General features: G+C 53.3%; 19 protein-coding genes and 1 pseudogene. 13 read left to right on the plus strand and 7 right to left on the minus strand.

Going from position 1 to position 21704, the window contains the following annotated elements; genetic code table 11:
- The coding region (locus OGY83_RS22305; protein WP_286636936.1) for a hypothetical protein at positions 1–204 on the plus strand (204 nt) is incomplete at its 5' end.
- A gap of 81 nt (positions 205–285) precedes the next feature.
- Positions 286–777, plus strand: coding sequence for an REP-associated tyrosine transposase (locus tag OGY83_RS22310; RefSeq protein WP_286636937.1), 492 nt, complete (start codon positions 286–288; stop codon positions 775–777).
- Positions 778–836: 59 nt separating this feature from the next.
- On the opposite strand, the gene OGY83_RS22315 is transcribed toward OGY83_RS22310, so the two are convergent.
- Positions 837–1727 (minus strand): LysR family transcriptional regulator, encoded by an 891-nt coding sequence (locus OGY83_RS22315; RefSeq protein ID WP_032942105.1) that lies wholly within the window; start codon positions 1725–1727, stop codon positions 837–839.
- Between the two features lie 101 nt (positions 1728–1828).
- Here OGY83_RS22315 and OGY83_RS22320 point away from each other — a divergent pair, with 101 nt between their 5' ends.
- Positions 1829–2239 carry a CidA/LrgA family protein gene (locus tag OGY83_RS22320; RefSeq protein WP_003826638.1) on the plus strand — a complete coding sequence of 137 codons (411 nt, stop codon included), beginning with the start codon at positions 1829–1831 and terminating at the stop codon, positions 2237–2239.
- Complete coding sequence (locus OGY83_RS22325; protein WP_003031745.1) at positions 2232–2921, plus strand: LrgB family protein; 690 nt, start codon at positions 2232–2234, stop codon at positions 2919–2921. The genes OGY83_RS22320 and OGY83_RS22325 overlap by 8 nt, the downstream gene beginning before the upstream one ends.
- 14 nt (positions 2922–2935) lie before the next feature.
- On the opposite strand, the gene OGY83_RS22330 is transcribed toward OGY83_RS22325, so the two are convergent.
- A complete protein-coding gene (locus OGY83_RS22330) occupies positions 2936–4225 on the minus strand; it encodes a Gfo/Idh/MocA family protein (RefSeq protein WP_286636938.1) in 1290 nt (429 codons plus the stop codon).
- Between the two features lie 244 nt (positions 4226–4469).
- On the opposite strand from OGY83_RS22330, the gene OGY83_RS22335 reads away from it, so the two are divergent.
- The gene (locus tag OGY83_RS22335; protein WP_286636939.1) at positions 4470–5417 is read left to right on the plus strand and encodes a DUF4431 domain-containing protein; all 948 of its coding nucleotides are present in this window, start codon (positions 4470–4472) and stop codon (positions 5415–5417) included.
- 44 nt (positions 5418–5461) lie between these two features.
- On the plus strand, positions 5462–5836 hold the full coding sequence (locus OGY83_RS22340) for a hypothetical protein (protein ID WP_286636940.1): 375 nt from the start codon (positions 5462–5464) through the stop codon (positions 5834–5836).
- 49 nt (positions 5837–5885) lie between these two features.
- Here OGY83_RS22340 and actP read toward each other — a convergent pair whose 3' ends face one another.
- The 3 genes from actP to acs form a co-directional block, all read right to left on the minus strand.
- Entirely contained in the window at positions 5886–7535 is a 1650-nt protein-coding gene (actP, locus tag OGY83_RS22345; protein WP_191227905.1) for a cation/acetate symporter ActP, read from the minus strand.
- Entirely contained in the window at positions 7532–7846 is a 315-nt protein-coding gene (locus OGY83_RS22350) for a DUF485 domain-containing protein (RefSeq protein WP_006688274.1), read from the minus strand. Before OGY83_RS22350 ends, actP begins: the two co-directional genes overlap by 4 nt.
- 192 nt (positions 7847–8038) lie before the next feature.
- Complete coding sequence (acs, locus tag OGY83_RS22355; RefSeq protein ID WP_123269116.1) at positions 8039–9997, minus strand: acetate--CoA ligase; 1959 nt, start codon at positions 9995–9997, stop codon at positions 8039–8041.
- Between the two features lie 434 nt (positions 9998–10431).
- Here acs and nrfA point away from each other — a divergent pair, with 434 nt between their 5' ends.
- From nrfA to gltP, 7 genes and pseudogenes are all read left to right on the plus strand, one after another.
- Positions 10432–11868 (plus strand): ammonia-forming nitrite reductase cytochrome c552 subunit, encoded by a 1437-nt coding sequence (nrfA, locus tag OGY83_RS22360; RefSeq protein ID WP_048227482.1) that lies wholly within the window; start codon positions 10432–10434, stop codon positions 11866–11868.
- A 44-nt stretch (positions 11869–11912) separates the two neighbouring features.
- The gene (gene nrfB, locus OGY83_RS22365; RefSeq protein WP_043018095.1) at positions 11913–12479 is read left to right on the plus strand and encodes a cytochrome c nitrite reductase pentaheme subunit; all 567 of its coding nucleotides are present in this window, start codon (positions 11913–11915) and stop codon (positions 12477–12479) included.
- Positions 12476–13147 (plus strand): cytochrome c nitrite reductase Fe-S protein, encoded by a 672-nt coding sequence (gene nrfC, locus OGY83_RS22370; protein WP_003031761.1) that lies wholly within the window; start codon positions 12476–12478, stop codon positions 13145–13147. Before nrfB ends, nrfC begins: the two co-directional genes overlap by 4 nt.
- On the plus strand, positions 13144–14100 hold the full coding sequence (gene nrfD / locus OGY83_RS22375; protein ID WP_032942109.1) for a cytochrome c nitrite reductase subunit NrfD: 957 nt from the start codon (positions 13144–13146) through the stop codon (positions 14098–14100). Before nrfC ends, nrfD begins: the two co-directional genes overlap by 4 nt.
- Before the next feature lie 8 nt (positions 14101–14108).
- Positions 14109–16338 (plus strand): annotated as a pseudogene (nrfF, locus tag OGY83_RS22380) (heme lyase NrfEFG subunit NrfF).
- Complete coding sequence (nrfG, locus tag OGY83_RS22385; RefSeq protein WP_079938977.1) at positions 16335–16946, plus strand: heme lyase NrfEFG subunit NrfG; 612 nt, start codon at positions 16335–16337, stop codon at positions 16944–16946. Before nrfF ends, nrfG begins: the two are co-directional and overlap by 4 nt.
- Before the next feature lie 344 nt (positions 16947–17290).
- Positions 17291–18601, plus strand: coding sequence for a glutamate/aspartate:proton symporter GltP (gene gltP / locus OGY83_RS22390; protein ID WP_191213539.1), 1311 nt, complete (start codon positions 17291–17293; stop codon positions 18599–18601).
- 50 nt (positions 18602–18651) lie between these two features.
- Here gltP and yjcO read toward each other — a convergent pair whose 3' ends face one another.
- Positions 18652–19335 (minus strand): Sel1 family TPR-like repeat protein YjcO, encoded by a 684-nt coding sequence (gene yjcO / locus OGY83_RS22395; protein WP_148362562.1) that lies wholly within the window; start codon positions 19333–19335, stop codon positions 18652–18654.
- Between the two features lie 91 nt (positions 19336–19426).
- Positions 19427–21574 carry a formate dehydrogenase subunit alpha gene (gene fdhF / locus OGY83_RS22400; protein ID WP_123269111.1) on the minus strand — a complete coding sequence of 716 codons (2148 nt, stop codon included), beginning with the start codon at positions 21572–21574 and terminating at the stop codon, positions 19427–19429.
- Between the last annotated feature and the right edge of the window lie 130 nt (positions 21575–21704).

A 21704-nucleotide genomic window follows, 5' to 3' on the forward strand; every position in this document is an offset into this window, starting at 1 on the left:
ATGCGCTACGCTTATCAGGCCTACAAGACCGGCAATAGCGATGTAGGCCGGATAAGGCGCTGGCCGCATCCGGCGAGGGGTGTGTCTGATGCGCTACGCTTATCAGGCCTACAAGACCGGCATACCGATGTAGGCCGGATAAGGCGCTGTCCGCATCCGGCGAAGGGTGTGCCAAATGGCGGCAAGAAATTATTCATCGTGTAATTTGCGAGCGGCTTTCCTGAACGAATCCATCCCTCTTGTCGATTCCCTCTTTTCTCCATACGGTTGAGGAAAGGGGGGAACATGTCCAACTATCGACGAAATTACATCAATGGGGGAACCTGGTTTTTTACGGTAAATTTGCAGGACCGTCGAAGCCACCTTCTGACTGTCAACATTTACGCGCTTCGGTGTGCAATCGCTGCGGTCAAAAAGGTTAGGCCTTTTCGCATCAATGCGTGGGTCGTTTTACCCGAGCATATGCATTGCATATGGACGTTACCTGGCAATGATGCGGATTATTCCTCTCGCTGGCGGGAAATTAAGAAGCATTTCACCCACTCGTTGTCTGCGCGACATATCTGGCAATCTCGTTTTTGGGAGCACACCATCCGTGATGAACATGATTATCGCCAGCATGTTGATTATATTTACATAAACCCGGTGAAGCACGGGTGGGTAAAGCAGGTACAGGCATGGCCTTTTTCAACATTTCATCGTGATGTGAGGCATGGTTTGTACCCGCAAGATTGGGCAGGTGAAATAATGGATTTTAATGCGGGTGAACGTGCCTGATGCGCTACGCTTATCAGGCCTACAAGACCGGCATACCGATGTAGGCCGCATCCGGTATTTTACGACGCTTGCGGTAGCCAAAACCCTTCACAGCACTTGAGCCACGCCTGGGCGCTGTGCGACAGATACACGCCTTCGCGCCAAATCATGCCCAACTGCCAGCGTAAATCACTCTCCAGAGGGATCCAGCGCAACGTTTGCTTATCCAGCCGCTGGCAAATCGGTTCCGGTAAAATGGCAATCCCGACTCCGGCTTGTACCATTGCCGCGAGAAAATCCCACTGCCCGCTGCGCACCGCGATGCGGGGCTTGACGTTGTGTTGGCTAAACAGCTCAAGCAATTGGCGGCTCAACGCAAAATCTTCGTTGTAGATAAGCAGCGGATGTTCTGCCAGCGCCTCGGGGGAAATGGATTCGCACGTTGTCCACTGACCGGATCGGGGGACCAGTACGCAGAGTGGATGGCTAAAAAGCGGTAAGGTCGCCAGACCGCTCTCTTCTTCAACCGGCAGCGCGGTCATTGCAACATCCAGGTCACCGTTCATCACCGCCTGCTGAACGGTTAAGCCGCCAAATTCAGAGACCTTCAGCTCAACGCCGGGATAGCGCTGGCGGAACAGGCCGATCGGCCCGGCCATCAACATCCCCACCATGGGTGGGATTCCCAGGCGCAGCACGCCCTTGTTGAGGTGATTAATGTCACTGAGTTCCGCTTCAAGCTGGCGAAACTCGGCAAGGATCGCCAGGCCGCGTTCGAAAACGACCTGCCCGGTGTCGGTTAACAGCAGTCGCCGACCGTCACGGATTAACAGCGTGCAGTTAAGCTCGTCTTCAAGGTTCTTCAACATCTTGCTGATGGTGGGCTGGGTGACAAAAAGCTTCTCCGCTGCGCGGGTAAAGCTCTGCTGACGAACCACCTCAACAAAATATCGCAGCGTTCTGATATCCATGATTATTCCTTAAGACTATGCCTGCAATGAGTTTAATTCATTTCAGTCCTGGACGGGGGCTCTCTATACTGGCGCTCTCTATTTTTTAAGGACATACCCTCATGGCTGTGGCGATAAGCCGCGTGACGCCTGCCGTTATTCATCGACTCCAGATCCCCGTTCAGGTTCTGTTGTACGCAGGTCTCTTTGTATTTGCTCAATATCTTGTCTCCTGGCTGCATCTGCCGCTTCCTGCCAATCTGGTTGGGATGGTGCTGATGCTGGCGTTAATTGTCTGCCGGGTTATCCCGTTGAACTGGATTCGCGCAGGTGCTCGCTGGTTACTGGCTGAAATGCTGCTGTTTTTTGTCCCGGCGGTGGTCGCCGTTGTGAACTACACGCAGCTGTTGCTGGTTGATGGCTGGCGTATATTTGCCGTCATTGCGATCAGTACGCTGATGGTACTCGGCGCAACGGCGTGGGTGGTGGATAAAGTGTATCGCTATGAAATGCGCAGGCTAAACCGTGAGTAATTTCCAGCTAAGCGTGTTGTGTCTGGTGATTACGCTGGGTATCTACTTTGCCAATAAGCGCCTGTATCGCCGTTTTCGTAAATTACCCCTGATGCCATTAGTTCTCACCCCGGCCCTGCTGGTGCTGATGCTGGTCTTCGGCCATATCTCCTGGCAAAACTATATTGGTGAATCGCACTGGTTACTGTGGCTGTTAGGCCCGGCGACCATCGCCTTTGCCGTTCCGGTGTATGACAACCTTGCCGTGATTAAGCGTCACTGGATGTCGCTGACGGCGGGCGTGGTAACGGCAACGCTGGTAGCCGTCACCAGTTCCGTGTGGCTGGCGCGCCTGTTTATGTTGCCTGATGAGATCCAACGCAGTCTGGCGGTGCGCTCCGTCACCACGCCGTTTGCGCTGGCGGCGGCAGAGCCATTGGGCGGGCAGCCGGACCTGGTGGCATTATTCGTGGTGGTGACCGGCGTATTTGGTATGGCGGTCGGCGATGTGCTGTTTTTACGGCTTTCCATTCGTGAAGGGATGGCGAAAGGCGCAGGATTTGGCGCAGCATCGCACGGCGCAGGCACGGCTCGCTCTTATGAACTCGGTCAGCAAGAGGGGGTAGTTGCTAGCCTGGTGATGATGCTCTCTGGCGTGGTGATGGTGCTGGTAGCGCCGCTGGTCGCAAGGCTGATGTTCTGACCAGCGGCTGTGTGCTATTTCAAGCGTGAAATCAGCGAGAATTCTTTAAAATTCACCGGCCGCTGTTGCTGCATTGAAATATTCCCGGCGATACCTGTCAAAATCGACATGGCGCCGGCGCGATGGTCGGCGGCGCGCTGCAACGGATCGTGCCGCGGCTCGCCAAACAGGTCGGCCAGCATTGCATTATCTCCACCGCCGTGGCCGCCTTCGCCGAGGATAAAATCAGCCTGCCACGGCGCGGCAAACATCGGGAAAACAGTGATGTCACAGGTTTCAAGGCTGCCTTCGTTGTCCCGTTCGCCTCCGGCGTTGACGTAGGATTTCTCAACGATTTTCATCTCCAGGCGGCCTTCGCTGCCGTTAAACACCACGTTCAAGCCCTCCCATGGCAGCCAGGTATTCAGTGAGTAGGTAAGCTGCGCCTGATTCTGATACTTCACCAGCACCGACATGGTGTCTTCAATGGTGATACCGTCGCTGAACACGCTCTGGTCGCGGAAATAGTTATCTTCGTGTTCGGCATCCAGATAGAGTGCTTTAAGCTGAGGATTCTCGGCCATATGCAGCGCAAACGGATCGTCTGTGGCCTGCGCATAGCCGTGAGCGCGCGGGTAAAAATGCGTCACGCCCCGGCGTTCAGCGTTCTCTTTTCCGTAGAAGCGCAGGCTACCTTCGGCATACACTCGCTCCGGATAGCTTCCCAGCCAGAAGTTCATCAGATCAAAATGGTGAGTGGATTTATGCACTAATAAGCCGCCGCTATTACGTTTTTCGCGATGCCAGCGGCGGAAATAATCGGCACCGTGTTCGGTATTGAGCAACCATTCAAAGTGAACCGAATAAACTTCGCCAATCGTACCGTTCATCAGCAGTTCGCGAATCTTGCTGTGGTGCGGCGCATAGCGATAGTTAAAGGCGACGCGTACCTGACGCCCAGTCTCTTCAATGGCATCCAGAATCCGCAGGGCGCGTTGTTCATCGATGGTCATCGGTTTTTCGGTGATCACATCGCAGCCCGCGCGTAGCGCTCGCACGATGTAGTCGTCGTGAGTCCGATCCATGGTGGTCACAATGATGATATCCGGACGAGTTTCGCGGATCATCTCTTCAAACTGCTGCGCTTTCCAGCTGGAAACCGGGGCCGCGCCTTCGTTCTCCAGAAGCTGGTTGGCGTAATTCATACGGGTTTGATTGGTGTCGCAAAAGGCGACCAGACGTGCATTTCCCTTCCACTGCCCGCCAATCGCGCTGATGTAAAGTCCCGCGCGCCCGCCGGTTCCTACCAGGGCATATTTCTTCATAACATCCTCATTTTCCCAAAATGAATTAACGTGTTGATGTAATAAAAACAATGTTTCAATTTTATTTTTATACAATAGCGCTAATGCAGAAGATGGATACAACGCAGAGGGAAAAATGTGATCCCCGGCCAAAATGACTGGGGGAGGGAGGCGATATTCTGATTTTCTTAGAGATTATGTTTAAATTTATGTCCATGCCTTAGAATAGTGATAAATGTTACTCGCCATTGTAAGGACGCGCAGCGTGAAATATTTGTGGTTATCTGCTCTCTTGTTCAGCCATACCGTTTTAGCCTGGTGTCCTTATGAAGACCAACAGGTGACACTTCAGGGAACATTAATACAACAGACGCTACCCGGTCCGCCAAATTACGAAAGCATCAAAGATGGCGATGAAGCGGTAACCTATAATTATCTTAAATTGGATCAGCCGTTTGAGTGTGATGTTACTGGTAAGGGTGAAAGTGTTCCGCTAGTACAGCTTATTTTGATGCACAAAAATAAGCTTATTTACGCCGATCTTGCTCCTTCTCTGGGAAAAGATGTCATCTTGACCGGGAAAACGATGTATGCCCAAACGGGTCATCACTTTACTTCTGTGCTGCTTATTATTGAGGACGCCAAAGACGTTACTCCCATCACCACGCCGGAACAAAAGAAAAGTGCGCTGCTTCAGTTTCAACAGTTCCAGCAGGCGTTAAAGGATAAAAACGTGGCGGTGGTGAAAACGTATTTTGTCTTTCCTTTGCAAGGGACTTTACTTGATTTTATTGCTTTTGATGAAAACCGTCAGGAGGAAATACTTACCGAGGCTGTGTTTGACCAAAATTCGCAGCAGATTATGACGTATTTGCAGATGCTGACCAACATCGACGTTGATGCTGAATCCCTGATGATAAACGAGTACAGAATTAACGCGCTTTCGGAACGCGAGCAGCAACGTCACTATTTTCCTGCGGATGAAGATGGCATGTTTTATTATGAAGAACACTGTAAACGTCATACCGTTACAGGAACATGCGATACCATCGCTCAAGGGGAACTTACAGACGGTATTCTTTTAATTTCGCAGGGGACAGGTGCAAATAAGCAACTCCCAGGTCTTTCAGAAAATTGTGACGGCGCGACGTCATATATGTTCAAGCGGGTTGATGGAAAACTGCGACTGACGGGGAGTTTTACTGCAGACTAATGACGTATTACTGATGGAATAAAAATAGAAAAGGATGTTAAAAAATGCTTAATGATTTATTTTTGGACTGGCGGAATGGTGTATTGGGAAGATTAAGGTTTTTTCTCTATTTCATATTAATTACTGTTATTTCATTATTTACAACATGGATTTTAATTATCAATCCAACAAATATTTTCGCGCTTTTTATCTTTTGGTTGGGTATTGTTTTAAGCTATTACTGTGGTTTTTTGGTCATCACCAAACGGTATCGGGAGTTGATTCCGTTTCCAGTGATCATTGCAATTATTCACTGGGGGGCCGGGTTGCTGGCTTTCTGGAAGGGCTGGCAATGGCTAAACCTTGTGTGTGCGATTGTTTTCCTGTTGCTTATCGCTGTACCTGCTCGTCGCTTTATAACGGATGAGAATCCTGGATGATTTGCTGAATGTCTTCCCCGGCCAAAATGACCGGGGAGGAGAAGGGAAGTTAGTGCGCGCGACCTTGTTCTACGCCGTATCCGGTCTGGGAACGGATGAACTGAGCACGGAACTGCTCGCGTTCGCGGTTGCCTTCTTCTGAGTTGTCGGTAGCAGAGAAGAACCAGATCCCGAGGAATGCTACGCTGATGGAGAACAGCGCCGGATACTCATACGGGAAAATGGCTTTTTCGTGACCGAGGATCTGGACCCAAATCGTTGGGCCAAGAACCATCAGCACCACTGCCGTCAGCAGGCCTAACCAACCACCCAGCATCGCGCCACGCGTGGTCAGTCTTGACCAGTACATGGAGAGCAGAATGATGGGGAAGTTACAGCTGGCCGCGATAGCAAACGCCAGGCCCACCATGAAGGCGATGTTCTGGTTCTCAAACAGCACGCCGAGCAGAATAGCGATCACACCTAACACCAGTACGGTGATCTTCGATACTCGCAGCTCTTCACGTTCAGTTGCGCCTTTACGGAACACGTTGGCATACAGGTCGTGAGAAACCGCCGATGCACCCGCCAGCGTCAGGCCGGCAACCACCGCCAGGATGGTGGCAAAGGCCACTGCCGAGATGAAGCCGAGGAACAGGTTACCGCCCACCGCATTTGCCAGGTGAACCGCCGCCATGTTATTACCGCCAATCAGCGCGCCAGCAGCATCTTTGTACGCCGGATTAGCACCTACCAGCATGATCGCGCCAAAGCCGATGATAAAGGTCAGGATGTAGAAATAACCCATAAAACCGGTGGCATAGAACACGCTCTTACGCGCTTCACGAGCATCGCTAACCGTGAAGAAGCGCATCAGGATGTGCGGCAAGCCTGCCGTACCAAACATCAGGCCGAGACCTAACGACAGCGCGGATATTGGGTCTTTTACCAACCCGCCCGGGCTCATAATGGCAGAACCTTTCGGGTGTACCGCCATTGCTTCGGTAAACAGATTATTGAAGCTAAAGCCGACGTGCTTCATCACCATAAAGGCCATAAAGCTGGCGCCGAACAGCAGTAACACAGCTTTGATAATCTGTACCCAGGTGGTTGCCAGCATGCCGCCGAACAGCACGTACATCATCATCAGCACGCCAACCAGTACGACAGCGATGTGATAGTTCAGACCAAACAGCAGCTCAATCAGTTTACCTGCGCCGACCATCTGGGCGATCAGATACAGTGCGACCACCACCAGTGAACCACAGGCCGACAGAATACGGATTGGTCCTTGCTTCAGACGATAAGACGCAACGTCTGCAAAGGTGTAACGACCGAGGTTACGCAAACGCTCCGCAATCAGGAACAGGATAATTGGCCAGCCGACCAGGAAGCCGAGTGAATAGATCAGCCCGTCATAACCCGAGGTAAACACCAGCGCGGAAATCCCGAGGAACGATGCCGCAGACATATAGTCGCCCGCAATCGCCAGCCCGTTCTGGAAACCGGTGATGTTACCGCCGGCGGTGTAGTAGTCATTACGCGAACGTACGCGCTTAGACGCCCAGTAGGTAATACCGAGCGTAAAGATGACGAAAATCAGGAACATGATAATCGCCTGCCAGTTGGTTGGCTGGCGCTGGACTGCACCGCTAATAGCATCCGCCGCGTTTGCGGCGAAGGGCAGCGTGGCGGCAAGCGCCGTCAGGACTCTCTTCATGATGCTTTAACCTCGTGCAGAACCGCATTGTTCAGGCGATCGAATTCACCGTTTGCCCGCCAGATGTAGATCCCGGTCAGGATGAAGGAGATGAGGATCACACCGACCCCAATCGGAATACCGCGGGTGACGCTGGTTCCCGCGTGTAGCGGAGTACCCAGCCAGCCCGGCGCAAAGGCAATCAATAAAATAAAGCTGATATAAACTGCCAGCATGATGATGGAAAGAATGGTGGCAAACCGTTGCCGTTTTTCGACTAACTCCCTGAAACGCGCACTGTCTTCTATCCGCTGATAAATATTGTCATTCATCACAGAGCTCTCCAGAGGTCCCCTTCGTCTTTCGCGCAGCAGGCATGACCTGGCTGCTGTCGCAGTCCTGCAACGCGAAATCCTTTGGGGGAGGTTTTTTTATATTTCCCTCCCGGTGAAGAGAGGGTAGGGTCAGATTTGTAGGCCGGATAAGACGCTTTCGCGTCGCCATCCGGCATTTTCAGGACTTTGTTATGATGGCATCGCGATGGCCTGCTTCTCTTCGAGCAGTTTCTCTACGACGCCAGGATCGGCGAGGGTCGAGGTATCGCCCAGATTGCTGGTATCGCCCGCCGCGATTTTACGCAGGATACGGCGCATGATTTTGCCGGAGCGGGTTTTCGGCAGTGAGTCGGTCCAGTGCAGCACGTCTGGCGTTGCCAGCGGGCCAATTTCTTTACGCACCCAGTTGCGAACCTCGGCGTACAGCTCAGGTGACGGCTCTTCACCGTGATTCAGCGTGACGTAGGCGTAGATCGCCTGACCTTTAATGTTATGCGGGATACCGACCACTGCGGCTTCAGCAATCTTCGGATGCGACACCAGCGCTGATTCGATTTCAGCCGTTCCCAGACGGTGGCCGGAGACGTTCAGCACATCGTCCACACGTCCGGTGATCCAGTAATAGCCATCTTCGTCACGGCGCGCGCCGTCACCGCTGAAGTACATATTCTTGAAGGTAGAGAAGTAGGTTTGCTCAAAGCGTTCATGATCGCCAAACAGGGTTCTCGCCTGGCCTGGCCATGAGTCGGTAATCACCAGGTTGCCTTCGGTCGCGCCTTCCAGCGGATTACCTTCGTTATCGACAATCGCAGGTTGTACGCCAAAGAATGGACGGGTTGCAGAACCGGCTTTCAGCTCGGTAGCGCCCGGCAGTGGGGTGATCATGAATCCCCCGGTTTCGGTCTGCCACCAGGTATCGACGACCGGGCATTTTTCGTTGCCGATCTTCTTCCAGTACCACTCCCACGCTTCCGGGTTGATCGGCTCGCCAACGGAACCCAGGATACGCAGCGACGAACGGTCAGTACCTTCAATCGCTTTGTCGCCTTCTGCCATCAGTGCGCGAATGGCGGTCGGTGCGGTATACAGAATATTGACCTGGTGCTTGTCCACAACCTGCGACATACGCGCCGGGGTAGGCCAGTTTGGCACACCTTCGAACATCAGCGTGGTTGCGCCGCAGGCCAGCGGACCGTACAGCAGGTAGCTGTGTCCGGTTACCCAACCCACGTCAGCGGTACACCAATAGATATCGCCCTGATGGTAATCAAATACGTACTTAAAGGTGGTTGCGGCGTAGACCAGATACCCGCCGGTAGTGTGCAGCACGCCTTTCGGCTTGCCGGTTGAACCGGAGGTATACAGGATAAACAGTGGATCTTCCGCGTTCATTTCTTCCGGCTGGTGTTCTGAGCTGGCCTTCTCGATAAGATCGGACCACCACAGGTCACGGCCTTCCTGCCACTCCGTTTTACCTCCGGTACGTTTGAGGACGACCACATGTTCAACGGTTTTCACGTTTGGATTTTTCAGCGCATCATCCACGTTCTTTTTCAGTGGGATAGCGCGCCCGGCGCGTACGCCTTCGTCGGCGGTGATCACCAGGCGTGAATTGGAGTCGATAATACGTCCGGCGACGGCTTCCGGTGAGAAACCACCGAAGATGACAGAATGCACTGCCCCAATGCGGGCACAGGCCAGCATGGCAACCGCAGCCTCTGGCACCATCGGCATATAAATGGCCACTACGTCACCTTTTTTAATGCCTAAATCCAGTAGCGTATTGGCGAAACGGCAGACATCGTGATGCAACTCGCGATAGGTAATGTTTTTGCTTTGGGTAGCGTCATCGCCTTCCCAGATGATGGCGGTACGATCGCCATTTGCTTGCAGGTGGCGGTCAAGGCAGTTTGCGGCCAGGTTCAGGGTGCCGTCTTCGTACCATTTAATAGACACGTTGCCTGGTGCGAAGGAGGTGTTCTTCACCTGGCTGTACGGCTTGATCCAATCGAGAATCTTTCCCTGCTCGCCCCAAAATGTGTCGGGTTCGTTAACGGATTGCTGGTATTTCTCTGCGTACTGCTCCGGATTTATCAGGCAACGATCCGCAATGTTTGCGGGAATAGCGTGTTTATGTATTTGGCTCATGGCTTTTGTTCTCCTTGTAGGATGTTAATAATATGTCTCATAAACGTTAAATGTAGGGGCTTTGAGAGTTTTGTTTAGTATTTGCGCGGCAGATCACGCAATAAACGAATTGTGCAAATTAGCGACAAACTGAATTTTGAAGGGAACTAGCAAAAATTGATTAAATCTCGCGATAACATGCAGTTATCTAAAGGATTGTTGAAAAGGTGATCTGTCTCTGAATTAGACCAAAGAGTGAGAGATTAGAGGGGTGTTATAACTCTAAAGTGGTATTTTACATACACTTACAATTGATTAAAAACAACATTTTCAGTGTGGTTTCTTGTTACAAATAGGGTGGAGCAATGTCATGACAGTATTCGTGTGGTTGCTGTTGTGGAAAACAATAAAAGAACCGCCATTGCAGATAATGGCGTCATCTGGATGAGACCCCTATGGCAAGGATAAAATCACGCGTACGCCGTTTCTTCAGCCTGTTATTACCTTTATTATTTATTTCTGCTGTTCACGCTGAACAAACTTCTGTACCTGCAAAAACCGTCACCGTTGAAGCGAAGAATGAAACCTTCGCGCCTCAGCATCCCGATCAATATCTCTCCTGGAAAGCCACGTCTGAGCAATCAGCCCGTGAAGATGCGCTGGCAGAAGATCCGCGTCTGGTGATCCTGTGGGCGGGATACCCATTCTCGCGCGATTACAATAAACCGCGGGGACACGCGTATGCCGTGACCGATGTCCGTGAAACCTTACGCACAGGCGCACCAAAAACGGCAGAAGATGGTCCGTTGCCGATGGCCTGCTGGAGCTGTAAAAGCCCGGACGTAGCGCGTCTTATCCAGAAAGACGGTGAAGATGGCTACTTCCATGGTAAATGGGCGCGCGGCGGTCCGGAAATTGTTAACAACCTCGGTTGTGCGGATTGTCATAATACCGCGTCACCAGACTTCGCCAAAGGCAAGCCAGAACTGACACTGTCGCGTCCTTATGCAGAACGCGCGATGGAAGCCATCGGTAAACCGTTTGAGAAAGCCGGTCGCTTTGACCAGCAATCCATGGTCTGTGGCCAGTGCCACGTGGAATACTACTTCGACGGTAAAAACAAAGCCGTTAAGTTCCCGTGGGACGACGGCATGAAAGTCGAGAACATGGAGAAATACTACGACAACATTGCTTTCTCTGACTGGACCAACTCCCTGTCTAAAACGCCGATGCTGAAAGCGCAGCACCCGGAGTATGAAACCTGGAGTGCGGGCATTCACGGCAAGAACAACGTGACCTGTATCGACTGCCACATGCCGAAAGTGCAAAACGCGGAAGGCAAGATCTACACCGACCATAAGATTGGTAACCCGTTCGATAACTTCCCTCAGACCTGCGCGAACTGCCACACTCAGGACAAAGCGTCCCTGCAAAAAGTGGTCGCCGAGCGTAAACAGGCCATTCATGACCTGAAAATCAAGGTTGAAGATCAGCTGGTTCATGCGCACTTCGAAGCGAAAGCCGCATGGGATGCGGGCGCGACTGAAGCGGAAATGAAGCCGATTCTGGAAGATATCCGCCACGCACAATGGCGCTGGGACCTGTCTATCGCCTCACACGGTATTCATATGCACGCGCCGGAAGAAGGTCTGCGGATGCTGGGTAGCGCAATGGATAAAGCCGCCGACGCGCGTACCAAACTGGTCCGTCTGCTGGCGACCAAAGGCATCACGCATGAAATTCCGTTGCCGGATATCTCGACCAAAGAGAAAGCCCAGGCGGCGATTGGTCTGAACATGCAGCAAATCAATGCTGAGAAGCAGGACTTCATCAAAACGGTGATTCCGCAGTGGGAAGAACAGGCACGTAAAAACGGTCTGTTAAGCCAATAACCCCATTCCGCCCCGCAAGGGGCGGATAACTCAACGGAGTGAATATGAGCGTATTACGTTCGTTATTAACTGCTGGGGTGCTGGCGTCAGGCTTGTTATGGAGCCTGAGTGGAATCACTGCCACGCCAACGCCGCAGGAGTCGGATCAACGCTGGACGGTTACCCAACAGCGTAATCCGGATGCCGCCTGTCTGGACTGTCACAAGCCGGATACCGAAGGCATGCATGGTAAGCATGCGGAAGTCATCAACCCGAATAACAAACTGCCGGTCACCTGCACCAACTGTCATGGCCAGCCATCACCGAACCACCGCGAAGGGGTGAAAGATGTGATGCGCTTTAATGAGCCGATGTACAACGTGGAGCAGCAGAACAGCGTCTGTATGTCCTGTCACCTACCTGAGCAGCTGCAAAAAGCGTTCTGGCCGCACGATGTCCACGTAACCAAAGTGGCGTGTGCCAGCTGTCACTCACTGCATCCGAAGCAAGACACGATGCAGACGCTGAGCGATAAAGGACGGATCAAGATATGCGTCGATTGCCACAGCGATCAGCGTAACAATCCGAACTTTAACCCGGCGTCGGTACCGTTGCTTAAGGAGCATCCATGAGTTGCTCTCGTCGCCAGTTTATCACCGGCGTCGGCGCGCTGGTGGCAGTGAGCGGGACGGCGGGGCGCGTTGTGGCGAAGACGCTGAACATCAACGGCGTGCGTTACGGTATGGTACATGATGAGTCATTATGCATCGGTTGTACGGCCTGCATGGATGCTTGTCGCGAAGTCAACAATGTGCCGGAAGGCGTATCGCGTCTGACGATTATTCGCAGTGAGCCGCAAGGAACGTTTCCTGATGTGAAGTATCGCTTCTTCCGTCACTCGTGCCAGCACTGCGACCACGCTCCCTGCGTCGACGTCTGCCCGACGGGGGCATCGTATCGCGATGCCGCCAGCGGCATTGTGGATGTGAACCCGGACCTTTGCGTAGGCTGCCAGTACTGCATCGCCGCGTGTCCTTATCGCGTGCGCTTTATCCATCCGGTGAGCAAAACGGCGGATAAATGCGATTTCTGCCGGAAAACCAACCTGAAAGCGGGCAAACAGCCCGCCTGCGTTGAGTCATGCCCGACGAAGGCGCTGACGTTTGGTAATCTGGACGATCCTAACAGCGATATCTCCCGTTTGTTGCAGCAGAAAACGACCTACCGTTACAAGCTGGCGTTGGGTACAAAACCGAAGGTCTACCGCGTTCCCTTTAAATTTGGGGAGGTGAGCCAATGACATCCGCTTCTGCATTTCATTTTGAATCCCTAGTGTGGGACTGGCCCATTGCCATCTATCTGTTCCTGATTGGCATCTCAGCCGGACTGGTTACGCTGGCGATTCTGCTGCGTCGTTTCCATCCGGAGGCGGGCGGTTCGGACAGCACCCTGCTGCGCACTACGCTGGTGTTAGGGCCAGGGGCAATTATCCTCGGTCTGTTAATTCTTGTGTTCCACCTGACGCGTCCATGGACTTTCTGGAAACTGATGTTCCACTACAGCTTCACTTCGGTGATGTCGATGGGGGTCATGCTGTTCCAGTTGTATATGGTGGTGCTGGTGCTGTGGCTGGCAAAAATCTTTGAAAAAGAGGTGATTGCTCTGCAACAGCGCTGGCTGCCGCGGTTAGGTATCGTGCAGAAAGTGCTAACGCTGATCGCGCCGTTCCATCGTGCGCTTGAGACGTTAATGCTGGTGCTGGCGGTCCTGCTCGGGGCGTACACCGGCTTCCTGCTGTCGGCGCTGAAATCCTACCCGTTCCTGAATAACCCGATCCTGCCGGTGCTGTTCCTGTTCTCCGGGATCTCCTCCGGGGCAGCGGTGGCGCTGATCGCCATGGCGTTACGCCATCGTAGCAACCCGCACAGCACCGAAGCGCACTTTGTGCATCGCATGGAAGTCCCGGTGGTGTGGCTGGAGATCTTCCTGCTGGCGGCGTTCTTTGTTGGTCTGGCGCTGGGCGATGACGGCAAAATGCGCGCGCTGGCGGCGGCACTGGGCGGCGGTTTCTGGACCTGGTGGTTCTGGCTTGGCGTGGCTGGGCTTGGGTTGATACTACCGATGCTGCTAAAACCCTGGGCCAACCGCAGTTCGACGTTTCATGGCGTGCTGGCAGTCTGCGGCGCCAGCCTGACCGGCGTACTGCTGCTGCGCTTTTTTATACTCTATGCGGGTCAGCTAACCGTTGCGTAAGGTGATATCTGGACGTTCTCCTTCCTGAAGCCGGTTTTCTGGCGCTGTTATTAAGCCTCGGGGTCAACGTGTTGACCCCGCTTGCCGTGTTGGTGGGTGTCCGCCAGCGCTGGCAAGGGGTGATGCGCCTGGCAAGCGTGGGTGTGTGGGCGCAATTTGCCCTGCTGCTGCTGGCTTTTGCCATTCTGGTATTCTGCTTTTTGACCAGCGATTTTTCGGTGGTCTACGTTGCTCAACACAGCTATAGCCTGCTGCCGTGGGGATTAAAACTGGCGGCGGTGTGGGGCGGTCATGAAGGATCGCTGCTGCTGTGGGTGCTGTTTCTTTCCGGCTGGAGCGCGCTGTTTGCTCTTCGCTATCGGCGTGATACCGACGCGCTGTTTCCGCTGACGCTCAGCGTCCTTTCAATGATAACGGCCCTGCTGCTGCTGTTTGTGGTGGTATGGTCCGATCCATTCGTGCGTATCTTCCCGCCAGCCATTGAAGGGCGTGACCTTAACCCGATGCTGCAACATCTCGGGTTAATCCTCCATCCACCGCTACTGTACCTCGGTTACGGTGGTTTGATGGTGGCGGCAGGCGTGGCGCTGGCCTCGCTGCTGCGCGGTGACTTTAATGCGCAAGGTGCCTGGGTGTGCTGGCGCTGGGCGTTGCCCGGCTGGTGCGCGCTGACGCTGGGGATTATCCTCGGCTCCTGGTGGGCCTATTGCGAGCTGGGCTGGGGCGGCTGGTGGTTCTGGGACCCGGTTGAAAATGCCTCCTTATTACCCTGGCTTTCCGCCAGCGCGTTGCTGCATAGCCTGTATATCACGCGCCAGCGCGGAATCTTCCGCCACTGGTCGCTGCTGCTGGCGATCGTCACGCTGATTTTATCGCTGCTGGGGACGCTGATTGTGCGTTCCGGCATTCTCGTCTCGGTGCATGCTTTTGCGCTGGATAACGTCCGCGCCGCGCCACTGTTTGCGCTGTTTACCGTGTTGAGTCTGGCGTCACTCGGGCTATACGCCTGGCGGGGCCAGCAAGTCCGGCAGAATGCGCGTTTTGGCGGTTGGTCACGCGAGATGCTGATTCTGGTTGCGCTGCTGCTCTTTAGTGCGGTGCTGCTGATTGTGTTGATTGGCACGCTCTACCCGATGATTTACGGGCTGTTCGGCTGGGGACGGCTCTCCGTAGGCGCACCGTACTTTAACCGCGCTACACTGCCTTTTGGCCTGCTGATGCTGCTGGTTATCGTGCTGGCAACGGTCAGAAGCCGTAAAGTGTCTTTCCGCATCCAGCTTCCGGCACTGTTGGCGCATGCAGGGGTGCTGGTGTTTGCGGCGGGGATCGTCTTTTCCAGCGGTAGCCGTCAGGAGATAAGCCTGAACCTGAGCCCTGGGCAGCAGGTTGAACTGGCGGGTTACATTTTCCGTTTTGAGCGTCTCGACCTGGAAGCCAAAGGTAATTACACCAGTGAAAAAGCGCAGATCACGCTGTGGCACAATGAGAAACGTATTGGCAGCCTGCAACCTGAAAGGCGCTTCTATGCCGCGCGTCGTCAACAGATGATGGAACCGGGTATCCGCTGGAACCTGATGCATGACTGGTACGCGGTAATAGGCGAAAAAACCGGACCAGACCGTTATGCCATGCGCTTGTACGTGCAGACCGGCGTGCGCTGGATTTGGGGTGGGGGACTGTTAATGGTCTTTGGCGCGCTGCTGAGCGGATGGCGAGGGAGAAAGCGCGATGCGTAAATTAATTACAACGTTGCCGGATGGCGGCGTAAACGCCTTATACGGCCTACAGGGGGCGCGAACCGTAGGCCGGACAAGCGCAGCGCCATCCGGCAAAAAGTTTTTACTCTTAACGCTCGTCCTGTTTTTCATCACTTTCGCTACACATGCCCAGGTTGTGGACACATGGACGTTTGCCAACCCGCAACAGCAGGAACAAGCGCTGTCTATTGCCAGCCAGCTTCGCTGCCCGCAGTGTCAAAACCAAAACTTGCTGGAATCCAATGCGCCGGTAGCGGTTAGTATGCGCCACCAGGTTTATAGCATGGTGGCTGAAGGGAAAAGCGAAGCGGAAATCACCGCCTGGATGACCGAGCGTTATGGTGATTTCGTGCGCTACAACCCGCCGTTGAATGAGCAAACGTTGCTGCTGTGGGCGTTGCCGTGCCTGTTGTTATTGCTGGTAGGTGTGGTGGTCTGGCGAGCGAGAAGACGTCAGCATACGGAGGAAGGTGAACAATGAGCCAGTGCGAACCGCCGTTACGCCCAATGCCTGTGAAGCGACTGACCGCTGCGGCGGTGCTGATGGTTGTGGCCTGCATTGGAGGTTACCTGTTGACGCCGAAATGGCAGGCGGTTCGTCAGGAGCAGACGCGACTGGCGGACCCTTTACATGCTTTCTCCGATGAAAACATTCAGGAAAAACAGTTGCTTTTGCTGCAATCGCAGATTCGCGCCAATCCACAGGACAGCGTGAAATGGGCGCAACTCGGGGAGTACTATCTTTGGCAAAACGCGTATCATAATGCGCTGCTGGCCTATGAGCAGGCGCTGCGTGTCGGCGGTGAAAATGCTGAGATCTATTCAGCGATGGCAACGGTATTGTATTACCAGGCCGGGCAACATATGACGCCGCCCACTCGCGAGATGATTGATAAGGCTCTGGCGCTGGACCCGGCAGAAGTCACCGCGCTGATGCTGTTAGCCTCAGATGCGTTTATGCAGGCAGACTACGCCCAGGCTATTTCAGTGTGGCAAAAGGTTATGGATTTAAACTCGCCGAGAGTGAACCGGGCACAGCTCATTGACTCTATTAATATGGCGAAGTTATTGCAGAATCGGCAAAAATAAATTTGTTTTTTTTGTGATTTGTATCATTTTGCCTGTTTAAAAAACAGGCAAACGAACAAGTGGGCAAAAAAAACTCACGTCATGACTTCTTCATTTTTGAACATATTAAAATTCTTTTATAACAAAAAGTTATTCATCATTAGCGCGACAAAATTGCATTTTTATGCATAAATTCAGCCAAAAGCCCTGTTCTTAGAGGGTTGCGCGGAATGCCATGCAGATGATAATGATAATAAGCGTTAAAAAACTCCATAAACGAACGCAACACAAATCATACCCTTTCAGTATGTACTATTCCCACACACCGCATGTGGAATAGCGCTCCATCGAGGAAGTCCGTTGTTATGAAAAATTTGAAAGTCAGCCTGGCATGGCAGATTCTAATCGCCATGGTGCTGGGTATTCTGCTAGGGAGTTACCTGCATTACCATAGTGACAGCCGTGAATGGCTGGTTGTAAACCTGCTGTCACCGGCGGGCGATATCTTTATCCATCTGATCAAAATGATCGTTGTGCCCATTGTCATCTCTACGCTGGTTGTCGGTATCGCCGGAGTTGGTGATGCAAAACAGCTGGGCCGCATTGGCGCCAAAACTATTCTCTATTTCGAAGTGATCACCACCGTGGCGATTATCCTTGGGATCACGCTGGCGAATGTGTTCCAGCCGGGTTCCGGGATTGATATGTCGCAACTGGCGACCGTGGATATTTCGAAATATCAAAGCACGACTGCAGAAGTACAAAGCCACGCGCATGGTCTGATGGGCACGATTTTGTCACTGGTGCCGACCAATATCGTCGCCTCGATGGCAAAAGGCGATATGCTGCCGATTATCTTCTTCTCGGTGCTGTTTGGTTTAGGTTTGTCTTCCCTGCCAGCCACTCACCGCGAACCGCTGGTTACCGTGTTCCGCTCTATTTCCGAAACCATGTTTAAAGTGACCCACATGGTCATGCGCTATGCGCCAGTCGGTGTTTTCGCGCTGATTGCCGTTACCGTTGCGAACTTCGGTTTTGCCTCCCTGTGGCCGCTGGCGAAGCTGGTGCTGTTGGTGCACTTTGCCATCCTGTTCTTCGCGCTGGTGGTGCTGGGGATTGTCGCGCGTATCTGTGGTTTGAGCATCTGGATCCTGATCCGCATTCTGAAAGACGAGCTGATTCTGGCTTACTCGACTGCCAGCTCCGAGAGCGTACTGCCGCGTATTATCGAGAAGATGGAAGCCTATGGCGCACCGGCTTCAATCACCAGCTTTGTGGTGCCGACCGGCTACTCATTCAACCTTGATGGTTCAACGCTGTACCAGAGTATTGCCGCGATCTTTATCGCGCAGCTGTATGGTATCGATCTGTCGCTGTGGCAGGAAATCGTGCTGGTGCTGACGCTGATGGTGACCTCGAAAGGGATTGCTGGCGTGCCGGGCGTATCATTCGTGGTGCTGCTGGCAACGCTGGGCAGCGTGGGGATCCCGCTGGAAGGCCTGGCGTTTATTGCCGGTGTTGACCGTATCCTCGACATGGCGCGTACTGCGCTGAACGTGGTGGGTAACGCGCTGGCGGTGCTGGTTATCGCCAAGTGGGAACACAAATTTGACCGCAAAAAAGCGCTGGCCTATGAGCGCGAAGTATTGGGTAAATTTGAGAAGACCGCGCAGTAATCAATGACCGATTGCCGGATGGCGCTACGTTCATCCGGCAATGCAAACCATTACCCGTTGGTTAACTTATCAAACTCTTCGCAGCCGGTATCGAATCCTTCCGTACAGCTCAGATTCAGCCAGTGCAGTGCCTTCTGTTTATTCTTCACGATAAAACCCTGCTCACCGTTTAAGAACATCATCCCGGCCCAGTATTCGGAATAACCGGTGCGGGAAATGGCTGAGCTACGTTTGAAATACCACGTCGCTTTCTCATCGTCTGCGGGAATACCCACGCCGTTGGCGTAAATCAGCCCAAGCAGCATTTGCGCGTCGACGGCGGAGTCGTTTTCCAGGTCCTCGGAGGCGTTTTGCAGCAAGGTAATGGCTTTGGGGTAATCGGTGTGTCCAGCCTGAGTGTTGACCAGAATACGCGCCAGCGTAATTTCCCCGGTCTTACTGCCTGCCTGGGTCGCTTTCTCCGCCAGCGTTTTGGCCTCGGGGTAATCCAGACTGACCGGATTGGTAATCTTAATCTGTGCCAGCAATGCGTAAGCATCGGCATCACCATTGTCGGCGGCTTTTTGCGCCCAGTATTCCGCTTTACCCAAATCGCCTGAACTAAACCAGGTATCAGCGAGGAAATATTGTGCGCGGCGGTCTCCGGACTCGGCAGCTTTCAAAAACTGACTACCGGGCTCTTCGGCATGGACAAAGCATGTCATTAACACCATCAAGGCGAAAAGTCGTTTCATCTTATATTTAGATTTAGTGTAGGGAATGAACAGTATAGAGAGATTATGTGCATAAAAAAACGGCCTCCGAATGGAGGCCGTCAGGGGAAGCTTAACCCATCGCGCTTTCGCGCAGGCTGGCTTTCAGCTTGGTGTACTCATCAATGACATACTGCTCGGCAGCGCGCTGATCGGCAATGCGTTCAACGTTTACAGCACAGTACTTGTACTCCGGCGTTTTGGTAATCGGGCTTAAGTTCTCGGTTACCAGTTCATTACATGCGCCAATCCACCACTGGTAGGTCATGTAAATCGCGCCTTTGTTTGGACGATCGCTGACTGCCGCACGGGTAATGACCCGGCCTTTACGCGAGTTCACCCACACCAGCTCTTCATCCTGGATGCCCAGGCGTTCTGCGTCGGCGGTGTTGATCTGGGCATAGCCCGGTTCATCCGCCAGCGCGGCCAGCGCCGCACAGTTACCGGTCATCGAACGGCAAGAGTAGTGGCCGACTTCACGCACTGTAGACAGTACCATCGGGTACTCCTCAGTGAGTTTGTCGATTGGCGCTACCCAGTCGCAGGTGAAGAACTGCGCCAGGCCGTTCGGGGTATCAAACTTCTCTTTGAAGAGATAAGACGTACCCTGGTCGGCTTCTGAGGTGTCGCGGCAAGGCCACTGGATATAACCCAGTTCGCCCATTTTCTCGTAAGTGGCACCGTAGAAATCCGGGCACAGATGACGCAACTCGTCCCAGATTTCCTGGGTGTTGTTGTAGTGCATCGGGTAGCCCATACGGGTGGCGATTTCACTGATAATCTGCCAGTCCGTTTTCAGATCCCACTTCGGCTCAACGGCTTTAAAGAAGCGCTGGAAGCCACGGTCAGCCGCGGAGAATACGCCTTCATGCTCACCCCATGACGTAGACGGTAAAATAACGTCTGCGGCAGCGGCAGTTTTGGTCATGAAGATATCCTGCACGATGACCAGTTCCAGATCCTCAAAGCCTTTGCGCACTGCGGAGAGTTCAGCATCGGTCTGTAATGGATCTTCACCCATGATGTACGCCGCGCGTACTTCGCCATGCGCTGCACGGTGCGGCAGTTCGCTGATGCGATAGCCGGTATGAGCAGGCAGACTTTCCACGCCCCAGGCTTTAGCGAACTTCTCGCGGTTAGCCGGATCTTTCACATACTGATAGCCCGGATAGGTATCCGGCAGCGCGCCCATGTCACATGCGCCCTGAACGTTGTTCTGGCCACGAACCGGGTTAACGCCCACGCTCGGCTTACCGAGGTTGCCGGTCAGCATTGCGAGGCTGGTCAGTGAACGCACGGTTTCCACGCCCTGATAGAACTGGGTAACACCCATGCCCCACAGGATTGCCGCGCTTTTCGCTGAGGCATACATACGCGCAGCCTGACGGATATCCTGCGCGCTAACGCCAGTGATATCTTCGACGGACTCCGGCGTGTAGCCTTCGACGATCTTGCTGTACTCTTCGAATCCTTCCGTACGGGAGGCAACGAACGCCTGGTCGTACAGTTTTTCTTCGATGATGACATGACCCATAGCGTTGAGCAGCGCGATGTTCGAGCCGTTTTTCAACGCGATGTGCATGTCGGCAATACGCGCGGTTTCAATTTTGCGCGGATCGCAGACGATGATTTTCGCCCCGTTACGTTTAGCATTAATCACGTGATTCGCCACGATCGGGTGGGAATCCGCCGGGTTGTACCCGAAGATGAACACTAAATCTGTGTTATCAATTTCATTGATAGCATTACTCATTGCGCCGTTACCGACCGATTGGTGCAGACCTGCAACCGATGGGCCGTGTCAGACGCGAGCGCAGCAGTCAACGTTATTGGTACCAATAACGGCGCGCGCGAATTTTTGCATTACATAGTTGGTTTCGTTACCCGTACCGCGAGATGAACCGGTCGTCTGAATAGCGTCCGGGCCATACTTCGCTTTGATGGCGCTCAGACGACTGGCGACGTAATCAAGCGCTTCATCCCAGGAAACGGATTCCAGTTTGCCGCCACGCTGGCGACGGATCATAGGGGTTTTCAGACGAGGGGTCAGGATCTGGGTATCATTGATAAAATCCCAGCCATAGTAGCCCTTCAGACACAGGGTACCCTGGTTGGTTTTCCCCTGCGCCGCTTCAGCCCGGACGATTTTGCCGTTATCGACCACCAGGTTGATTTTGCAACCTGATGCGCAATATGGGCAAACCGTGACGACTTTTTTCATCGGTCTCGCTCCAGTTAATCAAATCGCGCATACGCGCTTGTCGCTTTTGTTATGCATCTTTTATGCCATGTTTTTATCAGGGGCATTAGTCGATATTACGGGCGAATTTTGCGCAAAACCCTGACGAAAA

This window comes from Citrobacter sp. Cpo090 (assembly GCF_030332665.1).
GTDB lineage: Bacteria > Pseudomonadota > Gammaproteobacteria > Enterobacterales > Enterobacteriaceae > Citrobacter > Citrobacter portucalensis.